18 protein-coding genes and 2 pseudogenes are annotated in these 23873 nt (G+C 55.4%); 11 read left to right on the top strand and 9 right to left on the bottom strand.

What is annotated here, in order from left to right:
• Window positions 1-2 precede the first annotated feature (2 nt).
• Window positions 3-383, bottom strand: coding sequence for a hypothetical protein (locus DHN12_RS24385; protein WP_159089975.1), 381 nt, complete (start codon window positions 381-383; stop codon window positions 3-5).
• Between DHN12_RS24385 and DHN12_RS05220 the strand changes: the two genes are divergently transcribed.
• A complete protein-coding gene (locus DHN12_RS05220) occupies window positions 364-1722 on the top strand; it encodes an adenylate cyclase (RefSeq protein ID WP_108859227.1) in 1359 nt (452 codons plus the stop codon). The two genes, DHN12_RS24385 and DHN12_RS05220, sit on opposite strands and share 20 nt — an antisense overlap.
• 576 nt (window positions 1723-2298) lie before the next feature.
• Here DHN12_RS05220 and DHN12_RS05215 read toward each other — a convergent pair.
• A pseudogene (locus DHN12_RS05215) lies at window positions 2299-3146 on the bottom strand (IS110 family transposase).
• A 208-nt stretch (window positions 3147-3354) separates the two neighbouring features.
• Window positions 3355-4323: a LysR family transcriptional regulator gene (locus DHN12_RS05210; protein WP_108859490.1), complete on the bottom strand. Its 969-nt coding sequence runs from the start codon at window positions 4321-4323 to the stop codon at window positions 3355-3357.
• Between the two features lie 129 nt (window positions 4324-4452).
• Between DHN12_RS05210 and DHN12_RS05205 the strand changes: the two genes are divergently transcribed.
• The 7 genes and pseudogenes from DHN12_RS05205 to DHN12_RS24740 all read left to right on the top strand — a co-directional run.
• Window positions 4453-5460, top strand: coding sequence for a TAXI family TRAP transporter solute-binding subunit (locus tag DHN12_RS05205; RefSeq protein WP_108859489.1), 1008 nt, complete (start codon window positions 4453-4455; stop codon window positions 5458-5460).
• 81 nt (window positions 5461-5541) lie between these two features.
• Complete coding sequence (locus DHN12_RS05200) at window positions 5542-7755, top strand: TRAP transporter fused permease subunit (protein ID WP_108859226.1); 2214 nt, start codon at window positions 5542-5544, stop codon at window positions 7753-7755.
• 4 nt (window positions 7756-7759) lie between these two features.
• Window positions 7760-8998 carry an FAD-binding oxidoreductase gene (locus DHN12_RS05195; RefSeq protein ID WP_108859225.1) on the top strand — a complete coding sequence of 413 codons (1239 nt, stop codon included), beginning with the start codon at window positions 7760-7762 and terminating at the stop codon, window positions 8996-8998.
• 22 nt (window positions 8999-9020) lie between these two features.
• Window positions 9021-9770 carry an aspartate/glutamate racemase family protein gene (locus DHN12_RS05190; RefSeq protein ID WP_234416560.1) on the top strand — a complete coding sequence of 250 codons (750 nt, stop codon included), beginning with the start codon at window positions 9021-9023 and terminating at the stop codon, window positions 9768-9770.
• 102 nt (window positions 9771-9872) lie between these two features.
• Window positions 9873-10607 (top strand): TSUP family transporter, encoded by a 735-nt coding sequence (locus DHN12_RS05185; RefSeq protein WP_108859223.1) that lies wholly within the window; start codon window positions 9873-9875, stop codon window positions 10605-10607.
• 10 nt (window positions 10608-10617) lie between these two features.
• Window positions 10618-11634 (top strand): D-cysteine desulfhydrase family protein, encoded by a 1017-nt coding sequence (locus DHN12_RS05180; protein WP_108859222.1) that lies wholly within the window; start codon window positions 10618-10620, stop codon window positions 11632-11634.
• A 219-nt stretch (window positions 11635-11853) separates the two neighbouring features.
• A pseudogene (locus DHN12_RS24740) lies at window positions 11854-12049 on the top strand (RidA family protein); the annotation flags it as partial.
• Between the two features lie 487 nt (window positions 12050-12536).
• Here DHN12_RS24740 and DHN12_RS05170 read toward each other — a convergent pair.
• A complete protein-coding gene (locus DHN12_RS05170; protein WP_108859221.1) occupies window positions 12537-13769 on the bottom strand; it encodes an HlyD family secretion protein in 1233 nt (410 codons plus the stop codon).
• Between the two features lie 3 nt (window positions 13770-13772).
• Window positions 13773-14177 carry a hypothetical protein gene (locus DHN12_RS05165; protein WP_234416559.1) on the bottom strand — a complete coding sequence of 135 codons (405 nt, stop codon included), beginning with the start codon at window positions 14175-14177 and terminating at the stop codon, window positions 13773-13775.
• A 180-nt stretch (window positions 14178-14357) separates the two neighbouring features.
• Between DHN12_RS05165 and DHN12_RS05160 the strand changes: the two genes are divergently transcribed.
• The 3 genes from DHN12_RS05160 (at window position 14358) to DHN12_RS05150 (ending at window position 16479) form a co-directional block, all read left to right on the top strand.
• Complete coding sequence (locus DHN12_RS05160) at window positions 14358-15425, top strand: FAD-binding oxidoreductase (protein ID WP_108859219.1); 1068 nt, start codon at window positions 14358-14360, stop codon at window positions 15423-15425.
• Entirely contained in the window at window positions 15422-16075 is a 654-nt protein-coding gene (locus tag DHN12_RS05155; RefSeq protein WP_108859218.1) for a DUF938 domain-containing protein, read from the top strand. Before DHN12_RS05160 ends, DHN12_RS05155 begins: the two co-directional genes overlap by 4 nt.
• Before the next feature lie 68 nt (window positions 16076-16143).
• Complete coding sequence (locus tag DHN12_RS05150; protein WP_108859217.1) at window positions 16144-16479, top strand: carboxymuconolactone decarboxylase family protein; 336 nt, start codon at window positions 16144-16146, stop codon at window positions 16477-16479.
• Window positions 16480-16516: 37 nt separating this feature from the next.
• Here the strand turns inward: DHN12_RS05150 and DHN12_RS05145 are convergent, their stop codons facing one another.
• The 4 genes from DHN12_RS05145 to ggt form a co-directional block, all read right to left on the bottom strand.
• A complete protein-coding gene (locus DHN12_RS05145; RefSeq protein WP_108859216.1) occupies window positions 16517-19024 on the bottom strand; it encodes an FAD-dependent oxidoreductase in 2508 nt (835 codons plus the stop codon).
• Between the two features lie 140 nt (window positions 19025-19164).
• A complete protein-coding gene (locus DHN12_RS05140) occupies window positions 19165-20523 on the bottom strand; it encodes a hypothetical protein (RefSeq protein ID WP_159089974.1) in 1359 nt (452 codons plus the stop codon).
• Window positions 20524-20587: 64 nt separating this feature from the next.
• On the bottom strand, window positions 20588-21994 hold the full coding sequence (locus DHN12_RS05135; protein ID WP_108859214.1) for an FAD-binding oxidoreductase: 1407 nt from the start codon (window positions 21992-21994) through the stop codon (window positions 20588-20590).
• Window positions 21995-22018: 24 nt separating this feature from the next.
• A complete protein-coding gene (gene ggt / locus DHN12_RS05130) occupies window positions 22019-23812 on the bottom strand; it encodes a gamma-glutamyltransferase (protein ID WP_108859213.1) in 1794 nt (597 codons plus the stop codon).
• Between the last annotated feature and the right edge of the window lie 61 nt (window positions 23813-23873).

Genomic DNA, 23873 nt, shown 5'->3' with positions numbered 1-23873 from the left:
AATTATTTCTTTCCTGCGCGCCGCAGCCATTGGGCGATTTCATCCCGAAGACCATCTAGGGTTTCGCGGATGTCGCATTCAAACTGGTACGACTGGCTTCCTGGCTCGGCACTCATCGAGAGACACTCATCGCTAAGAAGCTGGTAGTCTTGGCAGATCTCATCGAACACAGGGTCCACGCGCCGTAAGTCCGCAATTGCGGCCTGGTGGTCGGGAAACAGCGTATCAAGTTCGAGGCCTTTCAATTTCGATGTCTCGCTCGATGGATCAGAAGATATACCGGAGTGTTGGACGAATTCACTTTTAACAATAGGTATATCGGGGCATAATACGGTGTACTCATGGATGTAACTCGCTGAAAATATGGAAGTATTCAGAGACAAGTCACCTCCTCTGAATGAGGGCGTTGCGCCTGACACTAAGGATGTGCGGGCCGCACTTCAGCGGCTTGTCAGATCCTCGACTTTCGCGGGCTCTCAGCGATTGCAGGACTTTCTTGTCTATGTGGTCGAAGAATCTCTCAACGGCCGGGCCGATGAAATTCGCGCCAAGACCATCGCCATGGATGTCTATGGTGGGACGGTGGCAGAAATGGCGCGGCGCGAAAACGTGGTGCGGGTGGACGCTGGTCGCTTGCGTCGCAAACTGGCCGAATACTACGCCGAAGATGGCCGTGACGAGGGCACCGTGTTCGATTTGCCGAAGGGCGGGTATGCACCGCAGATATCGATCAAGCCGCTCGGGAGGTCTAAGACCGAGTTACGTGAGCGCCAAAACAAGTCGCGTACTTGGCCTCGCCCTTTCATTGTGATTGCGGGGATTTTCGTACTTGTCTGCTTTGCGACCGTATTCGTCTTGGTGTCAACGAAGGAAAAGGTTCCGGCCAGTTTGCCAATCGACGGCCTGAGCCGCGATGAGCGCGGTGCCATTTTCGATGCTTCGCCCATGCGGCTTCAAGCTGTAAACTTGGCCAATTCGGGTCGCGATCTGATCTTTCCGGCGCTGGAACTCGCGAGACTGAACGCGGCCCTGACAATATTCAAAGCAGCAATCGAAAGCGACGACAGCTATTTTGGAGGTCACGCAGGGGCCGCGCAGGTTGCATCAACTATTTCTTTGTTAACTTCAGATACCGATCTGTCCCGTGACATGTTGCGTTATGCTGACACGCAGGCCAGCAGAGCGATTGACTTGGCACCTGAATCGGGGTGGAGCCAATCCGCAAAGGCCTGGGTTGAGTTTACCAAAGGAAACTGGCCAGAAGCTGTGAAGTTTTCTTACAGAGCACAGCGGTTGGCACCCAACGACGTACATGTGTTAGAATTCGTGTCGTTGATCCTGCTCTATTCGGGTTCGTTCGAACAAGTTGTAGAAATCAGTGAAGAGACCCTGTCGGAAGTCGTTCTGGACCGGGGTTATGTGTTTCAGAACGCCATGGGGTCTGCAAAATTCCATCTGAAGGATTTCGAAGGCGCAGTTTCTGCCTTTAAACAGGTGACTGAAAAAGGCGGACCTGTCGGCCCTGTTTCTGTTGCTTACTTGATGGCGGCACATCAGATGTTAGGGAACGAAAGCAAAGCTAAATCCCTTTCGGAAAAACTCTCGCGTGAGTGGCCCGACAGTCGCGTTGATTTATTGTTTCAAAGATTGTTCGAAAATCCAAAATACGGTGTAGAACTTGGTGACGCTATGAAACGAGCCGGTTGGAAGCCAAAAGGCTGAATAGAAATATTTTCTTTGGCTTTCAGGGCCGTTCTGGATCAGGCAGGTCTCGACGGTTATGGTCAGGTTAATTGATCTTCAGGCTTTGGGCTCTAAAGTCTTCCATCGCCAAGACCTATCAGATGAGAGATCAATGGATGTCCATCCTATCAGATCCCGATATCTCACTTTCTCCACACGGTCGGCATTCCTTCCCCAACATGTTGCACAAAGCAAAATCGGCAGGATGGGGCCGCGAACAACTGCATGATACCGTAAAATGGAGAGCGATCTCTACACTATCGAATGACCGTATAGAGCCCATTGTACCGGCTGCTGTTTGTAACTGAGATTTTGGCGTGGCTTGGGAAAGCCGCTTTATGTATCCGGCCTGTTTGTCGCCTCGCGGAACGTGGCCTTGGTGGGTTATGCACGCGCCGTGGTTTCATTACTAACCAGATCGGTGATGACCATTTAGGCTCTCAGAGTCTGGTGGCTAATTTTCTCCGTTCCATCCTTTTTTTCTTCGCGAACTCCTTTGGGACTTCGGACGCTTCAGATTGCGTCCAAAGCTTCGTCTCTCTCGACCGCATACTTCTATCCGTAGCGCAGAACGCTCCAGGTGATGCGGGCCAGTTTGTTGGCCAATGCAACGGCGGTCTTGTCATGCATTATGCGGCCCACAGCGCCCCACAGCCATGTGCCAAGTCCCAAGGCGTCCCAGCGACGTGAGCGCATGCAAATGACATTGGCGGCTTGCACTAATAGCATCCGCAGGTAGCTGTTTCCACGCTTGCTGATCCGGCCAAGGAAAGTCCGCCCTCCGTTGCTAACCTGGCGTCGCACAAGGCCGACCCAAGCAGCAAAATCCCGGCCTCGGTCGAACACCTCGCCCTTACCAATGGCTGCAACGATGGCGGTTGAGTTGAGTGGGCCGATCCCCGGAATGGTCATGATGTTGGCGCTGTTTTCTTCTGATCGGTTAACTTTCTCAATCTACTATGAGAATGCTTTGATCCGCTCATCGACCCAAAGCCAATCGCCAAAAAACCCCATTGAAATTGAGCGTATGCGTGACGAGGTTTCGTCGCGGTACGGCGTGCCACCAGTCTGGACCGAACCCGGTGCAACGCCTGCAAATCCATTTGGTCCTGCCTCTTCTCAGTGACCGCGCGCAGGTTCGGTCGCTTTGCCGCCTGTGCAATTGCGTCAGCATCGTTGTAGTCGTTCTCTTGTCCCTCGTTGAACGGCTTGACGTAAATCGCGGGGATGATCCGAGGCTCGCACCCAAGCCTACACAGTAAGCGGCTGACAAAGTGCCCGCTCATCGCGGTAACTTATCAAAAAATGGACTTTAAAGCCAGGCGCTTGATCTGCTTGCGCAAAATGTGCCTTCGAGAGTGATCAAGGCCGACCAGATGCAAAGCTTCCTTGCCAATATCAATATCAACGACAGCACGTCGATGTCTTTTGGGAGCCTACATTTTATTACTGCTTCTCCTGTTTGCAAAAATAGGAAAAGCCAAACCTGCCAAGTGAAGCAGCCGGTACATCCCATTAGTAGCGAATGCTGCGGCATGCATGACAGTCGGTTTTCGGTCTCACAGCAGTCATTGACCAACATTCGTTTTCAGAACGTAAGTTCAATGATGATCAACTCTGTTCGCCTCGCGCGTCTTCAATCGATGTGGCGCGAGGGTTTGCCGTCACCGCCTCCAACTTCCTCAAGACTTCGGCTTTCCAACCTGCTTTGATCTGTATAGCCAATTGGGATGGTGGTCTGTGATCGGGTTCGAGGAGAGCGTATTCATACCTTAACGGTTTTTCGAAAGGTAAAAACACAAGCTTTCCATTGGATAGATTAAGCTCTTTTTCGGTCGCAACAGTCAGCGGGTCAACGATGCTGCAACACTGCCCCGAACTGACAAAGGGGATAAGAGGTAGAAAATACTGGCAGGTAACAGTCTGATTGTACTCCGCGGCAACGTCCTCAAACTCCTGCCGGACTTTCCGTTGGAACGGGTGTGAAGGATGCAGGCCGCCCATTGGCGTTCCGTCAAGATCCGACAGTGTCAGGATCTTGCGCGACGCAAGAGGATGTTCACAGTCAATAGCACAGAAGCAATCAGCCCGGATAAGTTCAGCGGAATACTGGGGTTCTTTGCCGGCTGAATGCTCAAAGTCTGCAAAGCCGAAGTCGATATTTTGCGTCCCCGCAAGCTCCATAATCTGCGGTGAACTGCGTGTCGAAAGCGTGATGCGAATATCGGGGTTTTCACCAACTGATTGGCTTATGAAACGTGGGAACAAAAAGGCAGATGGACCCGGCATAGTTGCAATATTCAAGCTTCCGGCATGCCCTTTGATGAGTCCTTCCATTGTGCTGGAGATTGTCGCCAAGCGGTCCAAAATACCCGTAGTTTCGGCTAAGAGGTAGTGCGCCTCGGGGACTGGCACCAATCGTCTTCCCTTACGTTCGAACAGCGTTAGACCCAGTGTCTTTTCAAGGTTTTTCAACGCAAGGCTAATCGCGGGCTGCGTGCGATTTAGTTTCTTGGCGGTTTGAGAGATGGAGCCGGTCTCCATCACCTCACGAAATACGGTTAGCTGAGTCAGGTTCATAATCTTAAACATAAGCAAAACTTTAGTTTAGTGAAATATAACAAATTTGTATTTATGCAGTTTGTCTCTACGCTTGCGGGATCGAAGTTTGGGAAAACCAAAACCGAAATTCCAACAAGGGAGATGATAATGAAATTTGTGAAATGCTTGACTGGTCTTGCATTGGCGGGCGCGCTGGCAGCCCCCGCGCTGGCGCAGGACCCCACGTTCTTCCGTATTGGCACTGGTGGCGCTGGCGGCACTTACTTCCCCATCGGTGGCACCATCGCAAACGGAATCTCCGCCCCTCCGGGATCCCGCCCGTGTGAAGAAGGCGGCCAGTGCGGTGTTCCGGGCCTGATCGCGATCGCGCAATCCACCACCGCTTCGGTCTTCAACAATGCCGCCGTGCAGAACGGAGAACTTGAGGCCGGGCTGGCTGCAGCCGACGTCACCCGTTCGATGTATCTGGGTGAAGGTAAGTTCGAAGGCAAACCTCATCCCAAACTGCGCATCGTCGCCAATCTGTTCCCCGAAGACCTGCACCTGGTGCTTCCGGCCGGCACGACGATTAACGATCTGAGTGATCTGGAAGGCAAGCGCGTTGGTATTGCGCAGGCTGGTTCCGGCACGCAGGTTGCCGTTTTGCAGATGCTGGATGCTTGGGGCGTCAACCGTGACAACATGGATGAGGCCGAGCTGAACAATAGTCAGAGCGCCGAACGTCTGGCCGATGGTCAGCTTGACGCCTATTTCTATGCCGCAGGCTGGCCGGTTGCTGCGATGGTGCAGCTGTCTTCGACCAAAGGTATGAACCTACATTCCTTCTCGGACGAAGATCTGGGCAAGATCAACGAGATCATTCCGGCCTATATCCCCTCAGCCATTCCAGGTGGCGTGTATGAAGGCATCGACGGCGAGACCAAGACCCCTGCGGTCAGCGCGATGCTGGTTGTGTCGTCGGACCTGTCTGACGACCTGGTCTATGAGCTGACCAAGGCGATGTGGAACGACAACACCCGCAAGCTGCTGGATAACGGTCATGCTAAGGGCAAGCAGATCACCCCTGATACCGCTCTGGATGGTGTCGAAGCACTGGGCGTTCCGCTGCATCCGGGTGCTGAGAAGTTCTACAAAGAAGCCGGACTTCTTCAGTAACCTGTTCTCATCTCAACTCATCGTCCGGTGCCCTTATTCGGGGCACCGCACACCCGAAATGCGCGAAATCAGGGGGCCATCATGTCCACGACTCAGAATCTTGATGACCACGAACTCACAGCCGAAGAACTAGCGGCTATCGAAGAACAGTTCGACGAGGGTGCCGCTGTCCGGCAGGTTACGCCGACAACCGGCAAGGTCCTGCGCGTTGTGGCCCTGATCTTTGCATTTTATGAGTTCTTTACGGCCGGTTTTGGCCTGCCGGCCGATCACTGGCACATGGGCATCTATCTGGCTCTGCTGTTCATTCTGGTCTACGCGACAATCCCGATTATCGGGGCCAAAAGCCTTTATGCGCTCAGGGTCAGCCGGTTCCGCATCGGCAACATCCCTCTTTACGATCTGGTCTTCATGGCCCTTGGGATCATTGCAGCTTTGTATGTTGGTGTTGCCTGGCGTGGCATTCCGTTTCTGGGAATTGAGGAACAGACGTTCCGCATGGGTAACCCAAATAGCTATGACGTAGTACTGGGCGTCATAATAATCCTGCTGGTGCTCGATATCGCGCGCCGCACTTTAGGCTGGGTGCTGCCACTGATTATCTGTGTGTTTATCTCGTATGCGCTGTTAGGCCCCTATTTCCCCGGTTTGCTACAACACCCCGGCGTGAACTTTAAAACCTTCGTATCGTCGATGTATTTCCCGCAGGAGGGCATCTATGGCGTCACGCTTTGGGTCGTCTCGACAATCGTTTTCCACTTTGTGCTGTTTGGCGTGATCGCGCAACGCACCGGGTTGGGGCAACTTTTCATCGATAACGCCACCATTTTGGCGGGCCGCTATACCGGCGGTCCGGCAAAAGTGTCGGTGGTATCCTCGGCCTTCTTCGGCACGATCTCGGGCTCTTCGGTGGCCAACACCGTATCAACCGGCGCGCTGACAATTCCCAACATGAAGCGCCTTGGATACCCCGGCCATTTTGCGGGTGGGGTCGAGGCTGCTTCCTCGGCGGGTGGTCAGATCACTCCGCCGATCATGGGTGCCGCTGCCTTTATCATGGCAGAGTTTCTTGAGGTTCCCTACACCACCATCGTTATTGCTGCGATTTTCCCAGCACTCCTGCACTATGTTGGCGTCTTTGCTGTCGTGCACCTGATGGCACGCAAGCTAAATCTCAAAGGTCTGACCAAAGAGCAACTGCCGCAGCTCAAAGCCGTCTGGGCCGAAGGCTGGGCCAACATAGTGCCCCTGATCGGCCTGCTAGTGGTTCTGTTCACGGGTTACACGCCCTTCATGTCGGCCTTCTGCGGCATATCACTTGCGGTAATCGCGGGCATGTCGCGCTTGAGGCAACCTCCGACGCTGATCTACGCGGCAGCGTTCCTCAGCTTTGTACTGTGGAAGTTCTCAGACGGCGGCTTTGACCTGACCATGACAACAATCCTGTGCGGATTGACGGTCGTCGCAACATTGAACCCTCAAAAACGCATCGAAGTGCCCGAGATGCTGCAGGCGGTAGAATTGGGTGTTAAATACTCGCTGGCCGTGGGCGCCGCCGCTGCTGCGGTCGGTATCGTGGTAGGCGTGATCAACACCACTGGCATCGGGTTCCGCATCGGTTTCATGGTTACACAGGGCGCAGGCAACCTGGCATCGGATCTGTACAACATGATCTCGTTCGGCAGCTTCCAGTTCTTTGCGATGGAAGACTTACAATTGTTCATCTCACTGGTGTTCATCGCCGTCGTCTGTATCCTGATGGGCGCGGGCATTCCGACCACCGCGCTGTATATCATGCTGGTGTCAGTGGCGCAGCCTGCGCTGGCGCAGCTGGGTGTTCCACCCATCGCCAGCCACCTTTTCGTGCTCTACTATGGTGTGGTGTCCGAGATTACACCACCGGTCTGTACTTCAGCCTATGCCGCGGCAGCCATTGCGAACTCAAACCCGTTCCGAACTGGCCTTTCTGCTTTCACCCTTGGATTGGGCAAAGTGATCGCGCCCATGGCCTTTGTCTATGCGCCGGTCCTGCTGTTCGTGTCGTCAACCGGGTTCAACCTATGGGAATTCACCTATACCGCGACCAGTTGCATCGCCGGGGTTATTGCGCTGTCGGCGGCTGTGGTTGGGTATTGGTTGAGTCCGCTGAATATCGCATCGCGCATTCTGTTGGCCATCGCGGGGATTATCTTTGTTGCGCCTAGTCTGACGGCAGATCTGATCGCGATGGCTGTGGCCTCGCCGGTCATTGTCACCCAACTAATCGCCCGCAATCGCAGTCACTCACCGGCCTGAATCGATGACAGAACAAGTGACTATCATCGGCGCAGGGATCGTCGGCATTTGTTGCGCTTTGTCGTTACAGGAACGCGGCATTCCGGTTCGATTGATTGACCGTGGTGAACCAGGTCAGGAAACATCGTTTGGCAATGCAGGTGTCGTCTCACCGTGGTCAATCATTCCTCAAGCGATGCCGGGTATATGGAAATCACTGCCCCGGATGCTGCTGGACCCAAAAAGCGCGCTTTCGGTCAAGCCTGGCTATTGGGCCAAAATGATCCCCTGGGGGCTGCGGTTTTTGGGAAACTCCGGTGAAAAGTCAGTGCGCGAAATCTCGGACGCGATGGAGCTTTTGTGCCGCCCTTCTATCGACCTGTATCGGCGTCATCTTCAAGGCACCGGGCACGAAAACCTGATCACTGACAGCTACTATATTCACGCTTTTCGCCACCGGAAGCAGGCTGATCTGAATGGGCTTGGATATCTGATCCGCCAGGAAAAAGGAGGCGATCTGGAGTTTGTCGATGGTGCCGAGTTGCGCGGCCTGGAACCTGCACTGTCAGAGGAATTCAAAGCCGCGATCGTGATCAAAGGTCAGGCACGCGTAACCTCACCAGGACGTGTGGGGGCAATTCTGGCAGAAAAAGCGCGCTCGCAAGGCGCCGAAATAGTTCAAACCGAAGTCACCAAACTGACACCGGCTGAAGATGGTGGTTGGCAGATTACAACCTCGCAGGGCACGTTGCGTGCCGCCAGCATCATCCTCGCGGCCGGTGTGTGGTCCGCCGACCTGCTGAAACCACTGGGGATGCCTGTGCCGCTTGTGGCCGAGCGGGGTTACCACGTCGAATTCCCTAAGCCCTCGGCCCAATTGAACAATTCGGTCATGGATGTAGACGCAAAGGTGGTCGCAAGTTCAATGCAGGACGGTTTGAGAGTCGCTGGCACGGCTGAATTTGGTAGCGTCGACGCGCCCGCTGATCCTCGCAAGAAAAAAATCCTGACCGAACAAGCCAAGGCCATGCTGCCAGGCCTCGATACAGGCGAGGCACAATTTTGGATGGGTCGACGCCCGTCCTTTCCGGACAGTTTGCCGGCGATCGGACCAGTTAACGGGCGGGAAGGGCTCTATACCGCGTTCGGGCATTCTCACTATGGGCTGATGATGGCCCCAAAGACCGGTGAACTTGTCGCCGATATTGTGTCTGGTCGCAGCCCAAACATCGATCTGGCCCCGTTTTCTCTGGCCCGGTTTTAAAGTTTCAAATCAGAAGGATCCGATGACTATGCCAATCTACAACGGTGGTCAGAACATCTGCGGGGCGTCAATAGGTGTCTTGTGCCTTGAAAGCTATTTTCCAAAACCACCGGGCCATATCAAGAACCCTTCCAGTCTACCATTTCCTGTTCTGTATGAGATGATCGACGGTGTGACTGTCCCGACCTTGCTAAACAACCCTTCGCCCGAGTTACTGGCACCGTTCATCGAAGGCGCCAAGCGGCTTGAGGCTGAAGGCGTGCGAGCCATCACAGGCAGTTGCGGCTTTCTAGCCTTGTTTCAAAAAGAATTGTCAGCTGCGGTTTCAGTGCCTGTCTTTGCCTCCAGCCTGATCCAAGTGCCGCTGGCCTTTCAAATGACCGGTGCCAACGCGCCAGTGGGCGTGCTAACCGCGGATGGATCCGCATTGACGCCCCGGCATTTCGAAGGTGTCGGTGCATCAGGTGTTCCTGTGGCCGTGAAGGGATTGGAAGATACCACAGAATTCGCCGAAGTGATCTTGCGGAACACACGGACCCGGATGGACACGGACCTGATCGAGACCGAGGTCATGGATGCGGCCCGTACTCTGGTTCTTGAAGCTCCGGGCATTCGGTCGTTGGTTTTGGAATGCACGGACCTGCCGCCTTACGCATCGCGGCTTCAGGAAGAACTGCGGCTTCCTGTTTTTGACCTGACCACACTGGCGCAAATGGCGCACGCTGTGACGGCCCGGGCGCAATACTCGGGACTGATGCCGTGGCAGCGCTGACCGTGCCAAAACAGTCAATGAAAGAGAAATAGAATGGACCCTGGCCAAGAACTCAGGATATCTGAGGCCTTGCGACATTGCTTTGGTCCATAGGAGTTTTGGGTGTCCGTTGACTTGTCCATCCTGATGATTGCCATCTGCCTTGGCGCAATGCTGCAAGTCGGTGTTGGTATCGGGTTCAGCATCATCGCGGGACCGCCCATGATGATTTTGCTTGGCACGTCAACAGCGGTTCCCGTTTTGCTTTTGCTAAACACATTTGTATCAGTGGTAGCGACAGACCGGCATGTTCTAAAAAACAACCGTCAACTAATCCGAACCGCGGTCATTGGATGCTGTGTCGGAGTTGCCGCCGGCCTTGTTGTGTATCCCTTTTTGAGCGAAGCATTTGTTCTTGCCCTGACGGCCTGTCTATTGCTGATCGGGTTGATTACAACCTTGCTCCCCTTGCGGGGATCCATTGGCAACACTGGGTTTTCAGTCGTTACAGGACTGTCTGGGCTTGCGACTGTTTGGGCGGCGACACCGGGCCCGCTAATGGTGTTCGGTTTGATAGCAAAGGGTCGTTCCGCCAAAGAGGTGGCAAAGTTGGTTCAACCGATAGCGCTGGTGGCATATGGCATCGCATTTTTGTTGCACAGCTTGTCCAACGCGCAGGCAATCTCATATGAACCGCAAATACTGGGGTTCGTTGCCATAACTCTGATCGGCAGCCTACTTGGTCGTGCGGCAGGCCCTTACTTACCACAGTCGGTGGTCATAACAGTGATCCGCGTGGTATCCCTGATTGCCTGCTGTGTTTTGTTCTATCGCGCGCATTTATTGGCTTGGTCTTGAAGGTTACACAATGACACGAAACGATAATCTGCACAGATTTCCACGCGCCCAACTCATGTCCGGCCCAACTCCTTTGGAGCGTCTGGACAACTTGTCGGCAGAACTGGGTATCGATCTCTGGCTGAAACGTGATGATCTGACTGGGCTTAGTTTTGGTGGCAACAAAACACGGCAGCTTGAATTCTATTTCGGAGATGCGCGTCAACAAGGTGCTGATACCATTCTGATCACCGGCGCTGTCCAATCCAATTTCGTTCGGTCTGCGGCCGCTGCGGCAGCCAAACTGGGCATGCAATCCGTGCTTCAGTTGGAAGAGCGTGTCCCTGACATGGGGGCGGAGTACTATTCGTCCGGGAACGTGTTGCTGGCACAAATCCTGGGTGCCGAGCATATGAGTTACCCTGAAGGAGAAGACGAAACCGGAGCGGACGCAGCGCTGCATGCGCGCGCAGTTGAATTGAAAGCCAAAGGTCACAAACCGTACGTTATTCATCTGGGGCTGGGCCATCCGCCCTTGGGTGCCTTGGGCTATGTCGTGGCCGGACAGGAATTGTATCAGCAGATGCCGGATTTCGACGCGGTCGTCGTCCCCTCGGGTAGCGGTGCCACACATGGCGGACTGCTGACCGGTCTGGCGTTGGAAGAAAGCACTGCCTCGGTGTATGGGATTTGTGTGCGCAGAGATCGTGAAAAGCAGCAGGCCCGAATGAAGGTCGTTTTGCGGAAACTTGCGGACTTGCTGGATATCAACGCAGGACTTCTACAGGACAAGATCGATGTTTTTGATGAGGCCTTGCCGCCGGGTTATGGCAAAGTGAATGCAATAACGCGCGCTGCATTGGAAAAGATGGCCCGGACGGAAGGGATTTTCCTCGACCCTGTTTATTCTGCAAAAACGTTCGCTGGTTTGCTGAACCTGGTCGAAAGTGGGAAGATCAAGCCAGGCGAAAAAATCGTATTGTTACACACGGGTGGATTGCCCGCACTCTTTGGATATCAAAGTGATTTGATCGACAACCCAACTTGAAGCGTTCGCAGTTCTTATACGTTTCAGAAACTTGCTTGCCTCCATCTTTGGTGCCCAAACGAAACTCCTGAAACCCTAGCGATGAGCCATCTGTGTCTCTATTAAAACTCGAAAGACCTTTTTTGGCTTCGGGTAACCAGACCAGCCAGCATCACAGCAAATTTCGACAAAGAGAAGATACAAGACAAGACCATCACTCGTATTGAAACCGGCCAGCTCATGAGCAAAATCGTCAAACGCAATGGTGTGGCCTATCTATGCGGCCAGACGTCGGCGCACCTACAGTGGCAGAACAGACGCGAGAAATGCTAAGATGAACGTCGCATGGGACGCATGGGTACCAGAGGGCGACGCTCCTGTATGGGCCTATGGAGAGTCCAAGCTTGCACGTAGTGTTCCAAAAGTTGAAGTGATTAGACTGCTACCTATGACTGAATCACTACCGAATGCGCTGATGCGATCAGCGATTTTTTCGTCCCGGTGTTGTCTGCACTACGAATGTCTGGATCCCGCTCAATCGGCGAACAAGTACGTTCTGCTTTCGGTTTGCGTGAGCGGCCATTGCATTCAAAACTAGGAGCGGAAGTTTTGTCCGCGTACCGTTTGTTGAGCTTTGTCGCAGCGAGGCCTCGGTTTGAAATCAATTTGGATCGGCACGATCAAACGACCGGTCTGGGGAGATCGGCTGCGTTGTCAAAACAACGCTTATGCCAATGCGAGAAGATTATACACCGCCGCTTTGAACAAGAGCGGATGGCGGTTTTGTTGCACAACCATACCATTCACGTACCTCGTCAGACAGGAACGGCAGGCAACGACTTTTCTATCGCCTACCACGATCAGGCCAGCCCTTTGGATCACAGGTTCATCTCGTCAAACGTGATGAGATGAACCTGTTGAGATCAATGCCCCGTCAGCACCAGCGTATTTACCGGCATCAGGATCAGACGCAGGCGCAAGCCCGCCGCGTGGACAACACCGATGGTGTCAATCACATGCAAGGCGGCGGCGTGCCAGAAACCCAGGTCTTCATGTTCCAGCCGTTCGTGGTTGTCGGTGTAGACATTCGCCAGGCAATTGCTGCCTGGAGGGATGTCGTCCGCCATACCATGGTACAAAGGCTCCAAATAGACCAGAATCGAGCCGGGCACCTTGTTGGCCTGAACATCGCGCAGCTCATCCGAAGGGCGTATCTGACCTGACGGGATAACATCCTGCACCTCAACCACAACCATCGGGATGACGGTGAAGGGTTTGGTCATGCAGCCCAGCTCTCCGATCATGCCCGGCTTGATGACCTGAGCGGCCATCTGGTTGAAGGCGGCCTGGAACCGGTTATGGCCTGAACTTGACGGAACCAGAATGCCCGCAGGCCGCAGCAAGGGGCCGACATAGTCGCCCACCTGAAGACCAAATTGTTCAACCCGACCGGTCACACCTGCGCTTACAACTGTTTTGTCCAGCTCGGTCAGCGCGGCGTCCAACTGGGCGTTGGCGCTAGCCAGTTGGGCGGGGATCAGTTCCTCGATCTGTTGCACAACTGCGGCCCGGCGGGATTGGGACGCGGTCAGCTGCGCCTCACGCTCGGCAACAAGGTTTTCCAACCGGTCGATTTCGGCCAATCGCACGGCGCTGGAGCCTTCGTCCCGCAGGGTGGTGTTACGCTCCAAATCCTCAAGCGATTGATCCAATGCAGCGCGCGCGCCTGCGATGCCTGCGTCGGCCTCGGCCAGATCGGTTTCCGCCACTTTCAGCGATGCCTGAACCTGCGCGATCTGCGCATGCGCGGCCTCAACCTGTGCGGTTTGGGTGAAATCCTCGATCCGGAAAATCGGCTGGCCGGCAGTGACCTGCTGATTGTTGGTGACGTAAATTTCGGACACGCGACCGCCGAGTTGAGGCAGAATTGTCACCGTTCGGAAATAGGACGCCGCCGTTTTACTGGCAGGGTGGAAATAGAACAGCGTGGTGATCACCGTCAGCGCAAGAATGGCACAGGTGGTCAGGCCCCAGCGCAGTTCATACCACATGGTGAACAGTGTGATTTCATGGCCTATGCGTTTGCACTGTACGTAACGACGGAACAGGTAATCCGGCAACACGGTGACCAGCGCGCACATCAGTGTCTCAAGCATCTCTTACTGCTCCTGCTGCTCGGTAGGTTGCGATGGGGCCGCGGGGGCAGGAACATCGTTGTCTTGATTGCCCAAGGATCGGATCGCGTCGGCAATGGCGCGCAAGGGGGCGGCGACATCCGGGAACTGGAACCCCGCTACCAGAATGGCCGCCACCCAGAACAGACCATTGTGGGTAAACAGAGCCAACAGCGCCAATATCCCCACAAGCTGAAACTGGGGGTGGTTAGATTCATGCGCGATTTTTTCCGGGATGGAGTGCAGTGTGAAATAGCCAACCCCGATCAGGACGATCACCAAAACGGTAAAAACAAACATGAAGGTCAGCAAAAAGTCACTGCCATCTGCCTGCGTGACGTATGAGGGGATATGCCCCGTGGCCATTGGATGTAATTCTGCCGATGTCACGTTTCTCTCCGATTCCGATGATGGCTGCACTAAAAACAGGACACCTTCTTTGGTTCAAGTTTACATTGCGGAAATTACGCCTCTTTTCCAATAGTGTTACGCGTGCGAAGCTCTGCGCATGAATAAAAGTAGATCTCAAATTCACCCGTTTTGGCGTGATCCCCGGGCAGAGTTTCTGACATGATCGATTTCCTGGTCATCGGTGGCGGCATCGCCGGATTAAGCGCGGGCGCACGCCTGTCTGAACATGGACATGTCGTCGTGCTCGAAGGCGAAGACGCGCTGGGATATCACACCTCTGGCCGGTCCGCGGCGTTGTTTGAAAAGGGCTATGGACCGCCTTCCGTGAAGACCCTGAATGCAGCGAGCGAAGCTTATCTGAGATCGAACGGCTATCTGTCGCCACGCGGGTTGATGCTGATCGCCGGGCATGATCAACGAGATGAGTTTTTTCAGGATCAGGCTGACCTTCACCTGTCAGAAATCTCGGTTGAGAAGGCCATTTCGCGGGTTCCGATACTGAACCCTCAGACCGTTGGATTTGCCGCCGCCAGCAGCGTTGCTTTTGACATTGATACCGACCGGATGATGCAAGATTTCGCACGTGTAATCCGGGCCAACGGTGGCTTGATTCTGACCCGCCAAAAGGTCAAAAGCATCACCAAAGCTGGGCACTGGTTTGTCGAAGCGGCAGAAAGTTTCGAGGCCCGAGCCCTTGTGAATGCCGCAGGCGCGTGGGTGGATGAGATCGCCATGATGGCCGGCGTTACACCGATCGGCATAGAACCGCGCCGACGATCAGTGGCCCGTATTCCCGCCCCTGCCGGTCATGACGTGACCGGTTGGCCTTTGATGTTGGGCGCTGGCGAAGGCTGGTATGCGAAACCGGATGCCGGAAAGCTGATCGTTTCCCCTTGCGAGGCTGATCCGACCTTTCCCCATGATGCCTATGCGGACGACATGGTGTTGGCCGAGGGTCTGGCGCGGTACGAAGCAATGGTGACCGAGCCGGTCACAAGGGTCGAGGCGAACTGGGCTGGGCTTCGCAGCTTTGCGCCGGATGGTGCGCTGGTCTTAGGCCCCGACCCTGCCGAACCCACGTTTATCTGGTCGGCAGCGCAAGGCGGTTATGGCTTTCAAACGGCACCGGCGGCCTCACAGCTGGTGGCAGATTTGACGACTGGTGCTCGTTCAGATTTGGAGGCGGCGAGCGTTTCCGCCCTGAGGCCAGAAAGGTTACGTGGATGACGAAACGCAAACTTCCCGCAAATGCCAGCGTGGCGACGGTATCCGATGGGCAAAAATTGGTCGCTCCAGCGGCCAGCAGGAATGCCGACGCGCTGTGTGATTTGCTGGCTCAGTTCGCCCCTGTGTCTGGTCGCGCGCTGGAACTGGCCAGTGGTACAGGGCAGCACGTCGTGGCTTTTGCAAATCGACTGCCCGGTCTGGATTGGCAACCCAGTGAGGTTGAACCTGAACGACGCGCTTCAATCGACGCATATGCCGAAGGCTTAGAAAACATAGCCCCTGCGATAGAACTCGATGCGGTCCAACCCGGTTGGCATACCGTTCACGGGGCAAATGACCTGATCCTCTTGATCAACTTGCTGCATCTGATCAGTTGGTCGGAGGTGGAAGCCTTGGTGACCGAGGCCGCGCTGGCTCTGAACCCGGGCGGTCGGCTAATCCTCTACGGGCCATTCATGCGCTCCGGCCAGTTGACCAGTGCCGGAGACCAGAACTTTCATGCTGCGTTGAGCCAACAAGACCCGGACATCGGATACAAGGATGACGCCGACATTCTGGGCCTGCTGCGTCGAGTTCAACTGAGTTTAATCGGTGCTGTTGAAATGCCGGCAAACAACCTGGCATTTGTCGCTGAAAGACCTGCAGTCTGATCAAGATCAAAGTCAGGCAGCTTCAATAAACATATTCACAAGGTGATATGTTTATAGGAAGCCCACAAATGAACTGGCAAGACAAGCTGTCGGATACGCGCAACAATCTGCGCAACCTCAACGCTGCAATCCCTGATACCGCCCGTGCCTTCGGTGCGCTGGGAAAAACCGTCAAAGAAGGCGGTTCGCTGGATTACAAAACCAAAGAGCTGGTCGCGTTGGGGATGTCCATCGCGGCCCGATGCGAGCCTTGCATAACGCTTCACACCGAAGCTCTGATCAAAGCCGGAGCAAGCCGCCAAGAAGTGTCAGACGTTCTGGCCATGGCCATTCAAATGGGCGGAGGACCATCGATGATGTATGCCGCTAAGGCGTTGGAATGCTTTGACGAGCTATCTGCTTAAAAAAAAGGCCCCGGAAATCTCCGGGGCCTTTGCTTGATCAGCCGTCCTTGCGGATGGTTTCGTTTTTCGGATCGTAGGGGCTGTCGCAGGTGACGACCGCATCCCACAATTTGTCCTGAAGCTTGACCTTCAGCTTGGTGCCTTCGACCGCCAGATCGGGTTTCACATAGCCCATGCCGATGGATTTCTCGAAGGCGACCGAATAACCGCCCGAGGTCAGACGACCGACGCGTTCACCTTCCGGCGTATACAGCACTTCACGGCCCCAAGGATCGGCATCCTCCGGTCCGTCGATCAGCAGGGTGCAGCATTTCACGCGCACGCCAGTCTCTTCCAGCTTGGCCTTGCCATAGAAGTCTTTGGACAGGTCGACAAAGCGCGGCAGGTCGGCTTCCAGCGGGGTCGCGTCGCGGCCCAGCTCGGTGCCGAAGGCGCGATAGGATTTCTCCTGACGCAGCCAATTCTGGGCGCGGGCACCGACCAGCTTCATACCGTGTTTCTCACCAGCTTTTTCCAGCAGGTCGAACAGGTAGTTCTGCATCTCAATCGGGTGGTGAAGTTCCCAACCTAGCTCACCGGTATAGGCCACGCGGATCGCGTTGACCGGGCACATACCCAGTTCGATCTGACGGGCCGACAGCCATGGGAAGCGCTTGTTGGACAGTGCGGTTTCCGGATCGGCGTCTTTGATGACCTCTTTCAGAACGTCCCGCGATTTGGGTCCGGCGATGGCAAAAACGCCCCACTGAGTGGTCACGTCCTGGATCTCGATGTAACCGAACTCCTCCATCTTGTCCTCGGCCGCCTTGCGCAGGTAATCGGCGTCGTACTCGGTCCAGGCACCGGCAGAGACGATGTAGTAGTTGTTCTCGCCGTTACGGACGATGGTGTATTCGGTGCGGGTGGTACCGTGCGAGGTCAGCGCGTAGGTCAGGTTGATACGACCGACCTTGGGCAGCTTGTTGCAGGTGAACCAATCCAGGAACTGGGTCGCACCGGGGCCTTTGACGACATGCTTTGTGAAGGCCGATGCGTCGATCAGGCCAACGCCTTCGCGGATCGCCTTTGCTTCGTCAACGGCATGCTGCCACCAGCCACCGCGGCGGAACGAGCGGGCATCATGGTCGAAGTTTTCGGGTGCATCCAGCGGACCAAAGTAGTTCGGGCGCTCCCAGCCGTTAACCCAGCCAAACTGTGCGCCACGCGCTTTCTGACGGTCATAGGCCGGAACAGTCCGCAGCGGGCGGCAGGCAGCACGTTCTTCATCGGGGTGGTGCAGGATATAGACGTGCTCATAGCACTCTTCATTCTTGCGTGCCGCAAACTCGGTGGTCATCCAGTTCGACGAGTAACGTTTGGGGTCCAGCGAAGCCATGTCGATCTCGGCTTCGCCGTCGACCATCATCTGCGCCAGATAATAGCCGGTGCCGCCTGCGGCGGTGATACCGAACGAGAACCCCTCGGCCAGCCACATGTTGCGCAGACCCGGAGCCGGACCAACCAGCGGGTTGCCGTCGGGCGTGTAGCAGATCGGGCCGTTGAAATCGTCTTTCAAGCCGGATTCGGCACAGGACGGCACGCGCTCGGCCATTGCCATATACTGGTCTGCAATCCGGTCGAGATCGAGCGGGAACAGATCAGCACGGAAGCTGTCCGGTACACCATGTTCGAACTGCGCCGGCGCGCCATGTTCATAGATGCCAAGAATCCATCCGCCGCGTTCCTCGCGTGCATAAGATTCGTTGTCGGCATCACGGACAACTGGGTGTTCGGGGTTGCCCGCTTCACGCCATTTGACCAGCTCAGGGTCTTTGTCCATGACGATAAAGGTATGCTCGACCGGGATCGCGGGCATCTTGATGCCCAGCATCTTGGCCGTGCGCTGCGCGTGGTTGCCCGATGCGGTCACGACATGCTCGGCGGTGATAACCACCTGCTCATCCGACGGGATGAGGTTACCGCCCTTCTCGACCATTTTGGTGCAGGTGACTTCCCAGTGAGTGCCGTTCCAATGGAAGGCATCGGCCTGCATTTTGCGCACGATGTCGACACCGCGCTGACGGGCGCCCTTGGCCATCGCCTGCGTTACATCGGCGGGGTTAATGTAGCCGTCTTCGGTGTGATAGATCGCACCCTTCAGGTCCGAAGTTTCGATCAGCGGCCAGCGTTCCTTGATCTGGTCCGGGGTCAGCCATTCATATGCGACATCACAGGTTTCGGCCGTGGACGCATAGAGCATGTATTCATCCATGCGCTCTTGTGTCTGTGCCATGCGCAGATTGCCAACAACGGCAAAGCCTGCGTTCAAACCAGTTTCTTCCTCAAGCTGCTTGTAGAAGTCGACCGAGTACTTGTGGATGTGTGTCGTCGCATAGGACATGTTGAACAGCGGCAACAGCCCCGCTGCGTGCCATGTGGACCCTGAGGTCAGCTCATCCCGTTCGACTAGCATCACATCGTCCCAGCCTGCCTTGGCCAGGTGATATGCAATCGAAGTGCCGACGGCACCGCCGCCAACAACCAGTGCTTTGACTTGGGTTTTCATTACCGGGCGTCTCCCCTTGAATTCAGTTGACACCATATGGCGCATTTGAATGCCCCGGCGCGACATTCATCCGACCAGTGATATAAAAAAAACGACCCCCAATCTATTGGAGGTCGTTTTTCACATCTGACCGGTATGCGTTAGCCGCCTGTCAACGAACATTTTTTGAAGGCGTCTTTTGTGGCGCATTTACTGACCACTCCAGCGGACCCTTTGTTGATACGAACATCAGATGCCTCTGCGGAGCCTGTACTTTGGAAATACGATCTCAGGCCCGCCCAAAAACCAGCAGGGCTGGCGGCTTCTGATTTGGGAGTTTCTTCGCCGCCTTGAAAATTCGCAAATAGCCGACCGAAAACGTTGCCACCCGGATTGGCTTCTTCAATTTGCCCCTCCAGCAGATCGCTAAGCCCCTTGCGATATGCGACCTGAACCAAATCATCCGCAGATTCGATCTTATTTGCTGTCAGGTCGAACGTGTCCCCCGCCAGCCCATACTGTGCCGCCATGGTGTTTGCGATCAGAGCCATCCCGTCGACATTTTCGAGCCTCAGTTGCGCCAATTCGCCCCGAAGCTTCATGAATTCCGACCGAACCTCTGCCATTTTCACAGCCAACTCAACTTCGGTCTCGGGGTTTACTTTTGAGGCATTGCCAATCCCCGGCACAGGCTTGCTCAGCAAAGCGTTGAAGCGATCATAGTCCAGATCGCTAAAGAACGAATGGATTTTCTCAGGTGGTGCATCGGAATAAGCTTTCAGCTGAATTTCCTGACCTAAACCAAGTGTCGCCTTGTAAATCTCAAAGTTAGCCGGTGTTCTCAGATCTGTTTTGCTGGCCGTTATAATCGACCAGAACGCCCGATCGCTTACTGTCGGGACATTGTAATCGTTCTGCACGAACTGGAAGTATGCGACGCCCCCTATGACTCCGAACGGCACATAGTCGCTTCTGCCGAAGTCTATAGCGTCAATGGACTGGGCGATGTTGCCTGCTAGCGTGTTGGACTTGGCGTCTTTCTTGAGCAGCATCTGCACCCAGATCGTATGTTCACCGTTTTCATAGACCCAACTGCTGCGGTCCATCTTGGATGCCAGTTGCTCGGTTTTTTGTACGGCCACTTTTTTCGCCAACGGTCGAGCTGCTTCTCTGATATTGTCCTGCAACACGCCTTCACGTGCATCTAGTGTGAAATCACGATCGACAATAGCCCGACGCACCCATTCTTTGTTTGTTTCAGGCAGATAAGATTTGCCGCCGGCGCGCCAACGCTTCTGTCGCTCGCGCTCTAACTCTTGTGCGTTCTTTTGTTCGCTAAATCTGGCGAACCGCTGTTTAAACACTTCTACGTATCCACTGGCCGTCAATTTGTCTTCGGTCTTCTTATCTTGCTGATAATAATCAAGACCGGCCATGACGATTGCAACGATCAGTGCAAAGCCAAGAAACCTCAATGCTCCCATTATGACCTCAAATTCAATTACTGCTTGTTTTCGCAATTGATAGCCGCAGAATTGGGCACCCTTGTGGCTTTGAGGCGGAATTCCCAAGGATGCGCCGTTTCTACGTGTTCGACAGGATCTTTCCGGGGTTCATGATGTTATCGGGGTCCAGTGCCTTCTTGATGGCAGTCATATACGTGACCGCTGGTCCAAGCTCTTTGACCAGGTAGGGCTGTTTGCCCTGTCCGATCCCATGTTCGCCCGTGCACGTGCCTTCCATCGAAATAGCCAGATCATTCAGCCAACCGACGAATTGGTCAGCTTTGCTGACTTCGTCCGCGTTTTCCATGTCGATCAGCAGCAAGGAATGAAAGTTGCCATCCCCGACATGCCCAACCACGGGGGCCATAAGTCCTAGCTCACGCGCTTTGTCCTGAGTCGCTGTGACGCACTCTGCCAAACGCGAGATCGGGACGCAGACATCCGTGGAAATTCCCCGCGCGCCCGGACGCAGTTGCAAGGAAGCCCAGTACATATCATGCCGGGCTTGCCAGAGTTTATTGCGTTCTTCAGTCGTTGAGGTCGCCGCAAAATCGGTGCCACCGAACTCTTCCGCGATCTGGTTGAAGGTTTCGGACTGTTCGACCGCACCGTTTTCCGATCCGTGGAACTCGAGCAAGAGCAATGGCGTTTCCGGCAGGCTCAGCCCGGAATAGGCATTAGCGGCCTGGACCGACATTTCATCCAGCAGCTCAATCCGCGCCACCGGAACACCATATTGGATCGTCATCATGACAGCCTGACAGGCCGCATCCACAGACGGAAATGAACAACGGGCCGAGGTGATCGCCTCGGGGATGCCCTGCAGGCGCAGGGTAAGTTCGGTGATGATTCCCAGCGTCCCTTCGGCCCCGATCAGCAGTCGGGTCAGGTCGTAACCCGCCGAGGATTTCTTGGCCCGGTGCCCGGTTCGGATGATCTGCCCATCCGGCATGACCACCTCAAGACTAAGGACATTGTCCTTCATCGTGCCATAGCGAACCGCGTTGGTCCCGGACGCCCGCGTCGCCGCCATTCCACCCAACGAGGCATTCGCGCCGGGGTCGATCGGAAAGAACAGGCCCTGATCCCGCAAATGGGTATTCAGGTCTTCGCGCGTCACACCCGGCTGTACGACGCAATCCAGATCACCCGGGTTCACAGCCAGCACCTTATTCATCTGGGTCAGGTCAACCGAGATACCACCAGCAGGGGCGTTCACGTGACCCTCCAACGATGTACCCGTACCAAATGCAATCACCGGTACCTTGTGCGTGGCGCAGGTTTTGACGATCTCGGAGACCTCTTCCGTGGAATGCGGAAAAACCACAGCATCCGGGGATTGGTTTTCGATCCAGGTGGTCGTGTGACCATGTTTTTCGCGGATTGCCTGACCGGTTTGCAACCGGTCACCAAACTTTTGTTTCAGGATGCCGACAGCTGCCTCGATCCCCACTTCATTTCGCGGCAAAGCAACTGCCTGCACCATGGTCTTCCCCTTTGAAACGCCGGGCTATTCGCCCAGCGCAATTCCCTCACGACGTGGGTCGGCACCGCCGACCAGCACATCCCCGATCTCAATCGCATGCAGGCCCGATGTCAGGTCGCGCGGGTTCACTTCAAAACCCAGCTCGATCAGCGGATCCGAAAACCCTTCGGCGGCGGTTCCCACTTCGACGTCATAAGTGCCAAAACGATTGACGAGATGCGGCAGTGAAAGAGCTTGCTGCACATCCATGTCCCAATCCGCCCAGGCGATGATCGACTTGGCAACATAGCCGATGATACGGCTACCGCCCGGCGATCCGATGGCCAGAACAGGCGCGCCGTCCTGCATCACAATTGTAGGGCTCATCGACGAACGTGGGCGTTTGCCAGGCTCCAACCGGTTGGCAATTGGAACACCGTCACTGTGCGTTTTAAACGAGAAGTCCGTCAATTCGTTGTTTAGCAGAAACCCGTTTGTCATCAGTCGTGAACCGAACCCGTTCTCAATCGTCGTCGTCATCGACAGGACGTTTCCGTACTGATCAACGATCGAGATATGCGAGGTTGAGGGTAACTCGATCGAGACATCGTCGGCCCAATTCGACGCATGATCAAACTCGGGGTTACCCGGTGCGACCTCTGTCAGGGCGGCTTCTCCGCCTAACAGAGCGCCACGGTCGGACAGATAAGATGGATCAACCAAGCCCTGTGTGGGCATGGGAACAAAATCATGATCGGCCATATAGCGACCGCGATCTGCGAAAGCCAGACGAGAGGCATCACCGATCAGGCGCCATGCATTGGTGTCTTCGGGGCCCATTGCAGCCAGATCATAGCCGTCCAGCATGCCCAGAATCTGACCAACGGTCAGCGCGCCTGACGATGGCGGGCCCATGCCGCAGACCTCATAGGCGCGATAGGTTGCGCACACTGGTTCACGCTCGATCACCTGATACAGCGCCAGATCAATTCCCGACAGAACGCCCGGGTTGCCTTCGGCGTTGCGTACGGTGCTGACGATGCCAGCGGCAACTTCACCACCATAAAAGCCAGCCGAGCCTTCGTCGGCCAAAATACGCAGAGTTTCGGCATAGGCCGGGTTGGTCAAGCGTTGCCCCTGCTCAAGTGGCTTACCGTCGGGCAAGAAATATTCCGCGGTTGCAGGAAAGCGCGACAGGCGTTCGGCATCCTTTTCGACCAGGCCAGCAAGGCGCGGAGATACCAGGAAGCCGTCGTTCGCCAACGCGATGCCATCGGCAAACAGGCTTGGCCAGGGACTGCGGCCCCAGCGCCGGTGCGCCTCTTCCAGCAAGGCCGGTGTCCCGGGTGTGCCCACCGACAATCCGCCGACAACCGCATCAAAGAACTTCAGCGGTTCGCCGTTTTCGTCATGGAACAGCCTGTGGTTCGCCTCAAGCGGGGCCGTTTCACGCCCGTCCAGTGTGGTCAGCTTGCCCGATGCAGCGTCATACCAAACCAAAAATGCACCGCCACCAAGGCCCGACGATTGCGGTTCGACCAGCCCCAGCACAACCTGAACGGCGACCATTGCATCAGCCGCCGACCCGCCAGCGCGCAAAACCTTTGCGCCTGCTTCAACCGCCAATGGATTCGCAGCAGTGACCATCCAGTTTTCAGATGTGACCGGCTGCCCTGCCATCTTGGCCTCAAGCGCAGCGATCACCTCTTCGGTCAGGCCTTGCACCTGCCCCTCGGACGCGCCTTCGGGCGCAACGGCATCTGCCGTCTCCTGAGCAGTCAATGGTCCTACCAGCACCACCGCCGACAGCAACACTCCCGAAATCAGACTTCGTTTCATCGTATCCTCCTGAAAATATGCGTGTGTAAATTGGCACCGCCCGCATCAAAACGCGGGAAAC

This window comes from Ruegeria sp. Alg231-54 (genome assembly GCF_900143525.1).
In the GTDB taxonomy this organism is placed as follows: domain Bacteria; phylum Pseudomonadota; class Alphaproteobacteria; order Rhodobacterales; family Rhodobacteraceae; genus Ruegeria.
The sequence above is the reverse complement of the archived record's forward strand: the minus strand, read 5'-3'. Positions and strand labels throughout refer to the sequence as shown.

Bases quoted from the DNA above. Each gene is read 5' to 3' on its own strand.
- DHN12_RS05220 (WP_108859227.1), top strand. From the start codon at position 364: ATGGAAGTATTCAGAGACAAGTCACCTCCTCTGAATGAGGGCGTTGCG.
- DHN12_RS05210 (WP_108859490.1), bottom strand. From the start codon at position 4,323: ATGAACCTGACTCAGCTAACCGTATTTCGTGAGGTGATGGAGACCGGC.
- DHN12_RS05205 (WP_108859489.1), top strand. From the start codon at position 4,453: ATGAAATTTGTGAAATGCTTGACTGGTCTTGCATTGGCGGGCGCGCTG.
- DHN12_RS05200 (WP_108859226.1), top strand. From the start codon at position 5,542: ATGTCCACGACTCAGAATCTTGATGACCACGAACTCACAGCCGAAGAA.
- DHN12_RS05195 (WP_108859225.1), top strand. From the start codon at position 7,760: ATGACAGAACAAGTGACTATCATCGGCGCAGGGATCGTCGGCATTTGT.
- DHN12_RS05190 (WP_234416560.1), top strand. From the start codon at position 9,021: ATGACTATGCCAATCTACAACGGTGGTCAGAACATCTGCGGGGCGTCA.
- DHN12_RS05180 (WP_108859222.1), top strand. From the start codon at position 10,618: ATGACACGAAACGATAATCTGCACAGATTTCCACGCGCCCAACTCATG.
- DHN12_RS05170 (WP_108859221.1), bottom strand. From the start codon at position 13,769: ATGCTTGAGACACTGATGTGCGCGCTGGTCACCGTGTTGCCGGATTAC.
- DHN12_RS05160 (WP_108859219.1), top strand. From the start codon at position 14,358: ATGATCGATTTCCTGGTCATCGGTGGCGGCATCGCCGGATTAAGCGCG.
- DHN12_RS05155 (WP_108859218.1), top strand. From the start codon at position 15,422: ATGACGAAACGCAAACTTCCCGCAAATGCCAGCGTGGCGACGGTATCC.
- DHN12_RS05150 (WP_108859217.1), top strand. From the start codon at position 16,144: ATGAACTGGCAAGACAAGCTGTCGGATACGCGCAACAATCTGCGCAAC.
- DHN12_RS05145 (WP_108859216.1), bottom strand. From the start codon at position 19,024: ATGAAAACCCAAGTCAAAGCACTGGTTGTTGGCGGCGGTGCCGTCGGC.
- DHN12_RS05135 (WP_108859214.1), bottom strand. From the start codon at position 21,994: ATGGTGCAGGCAGTTGCTTTGCCGCGAAATGAAGTGGGGATCGAGGCA.
- ggt (WP_108859213.1), bottom strand. From the start codon at position 23,812: ATGAAACGAAGTCTGATTTCGGGAGTGTTGCTGTCGGCGGTGGTGCTG.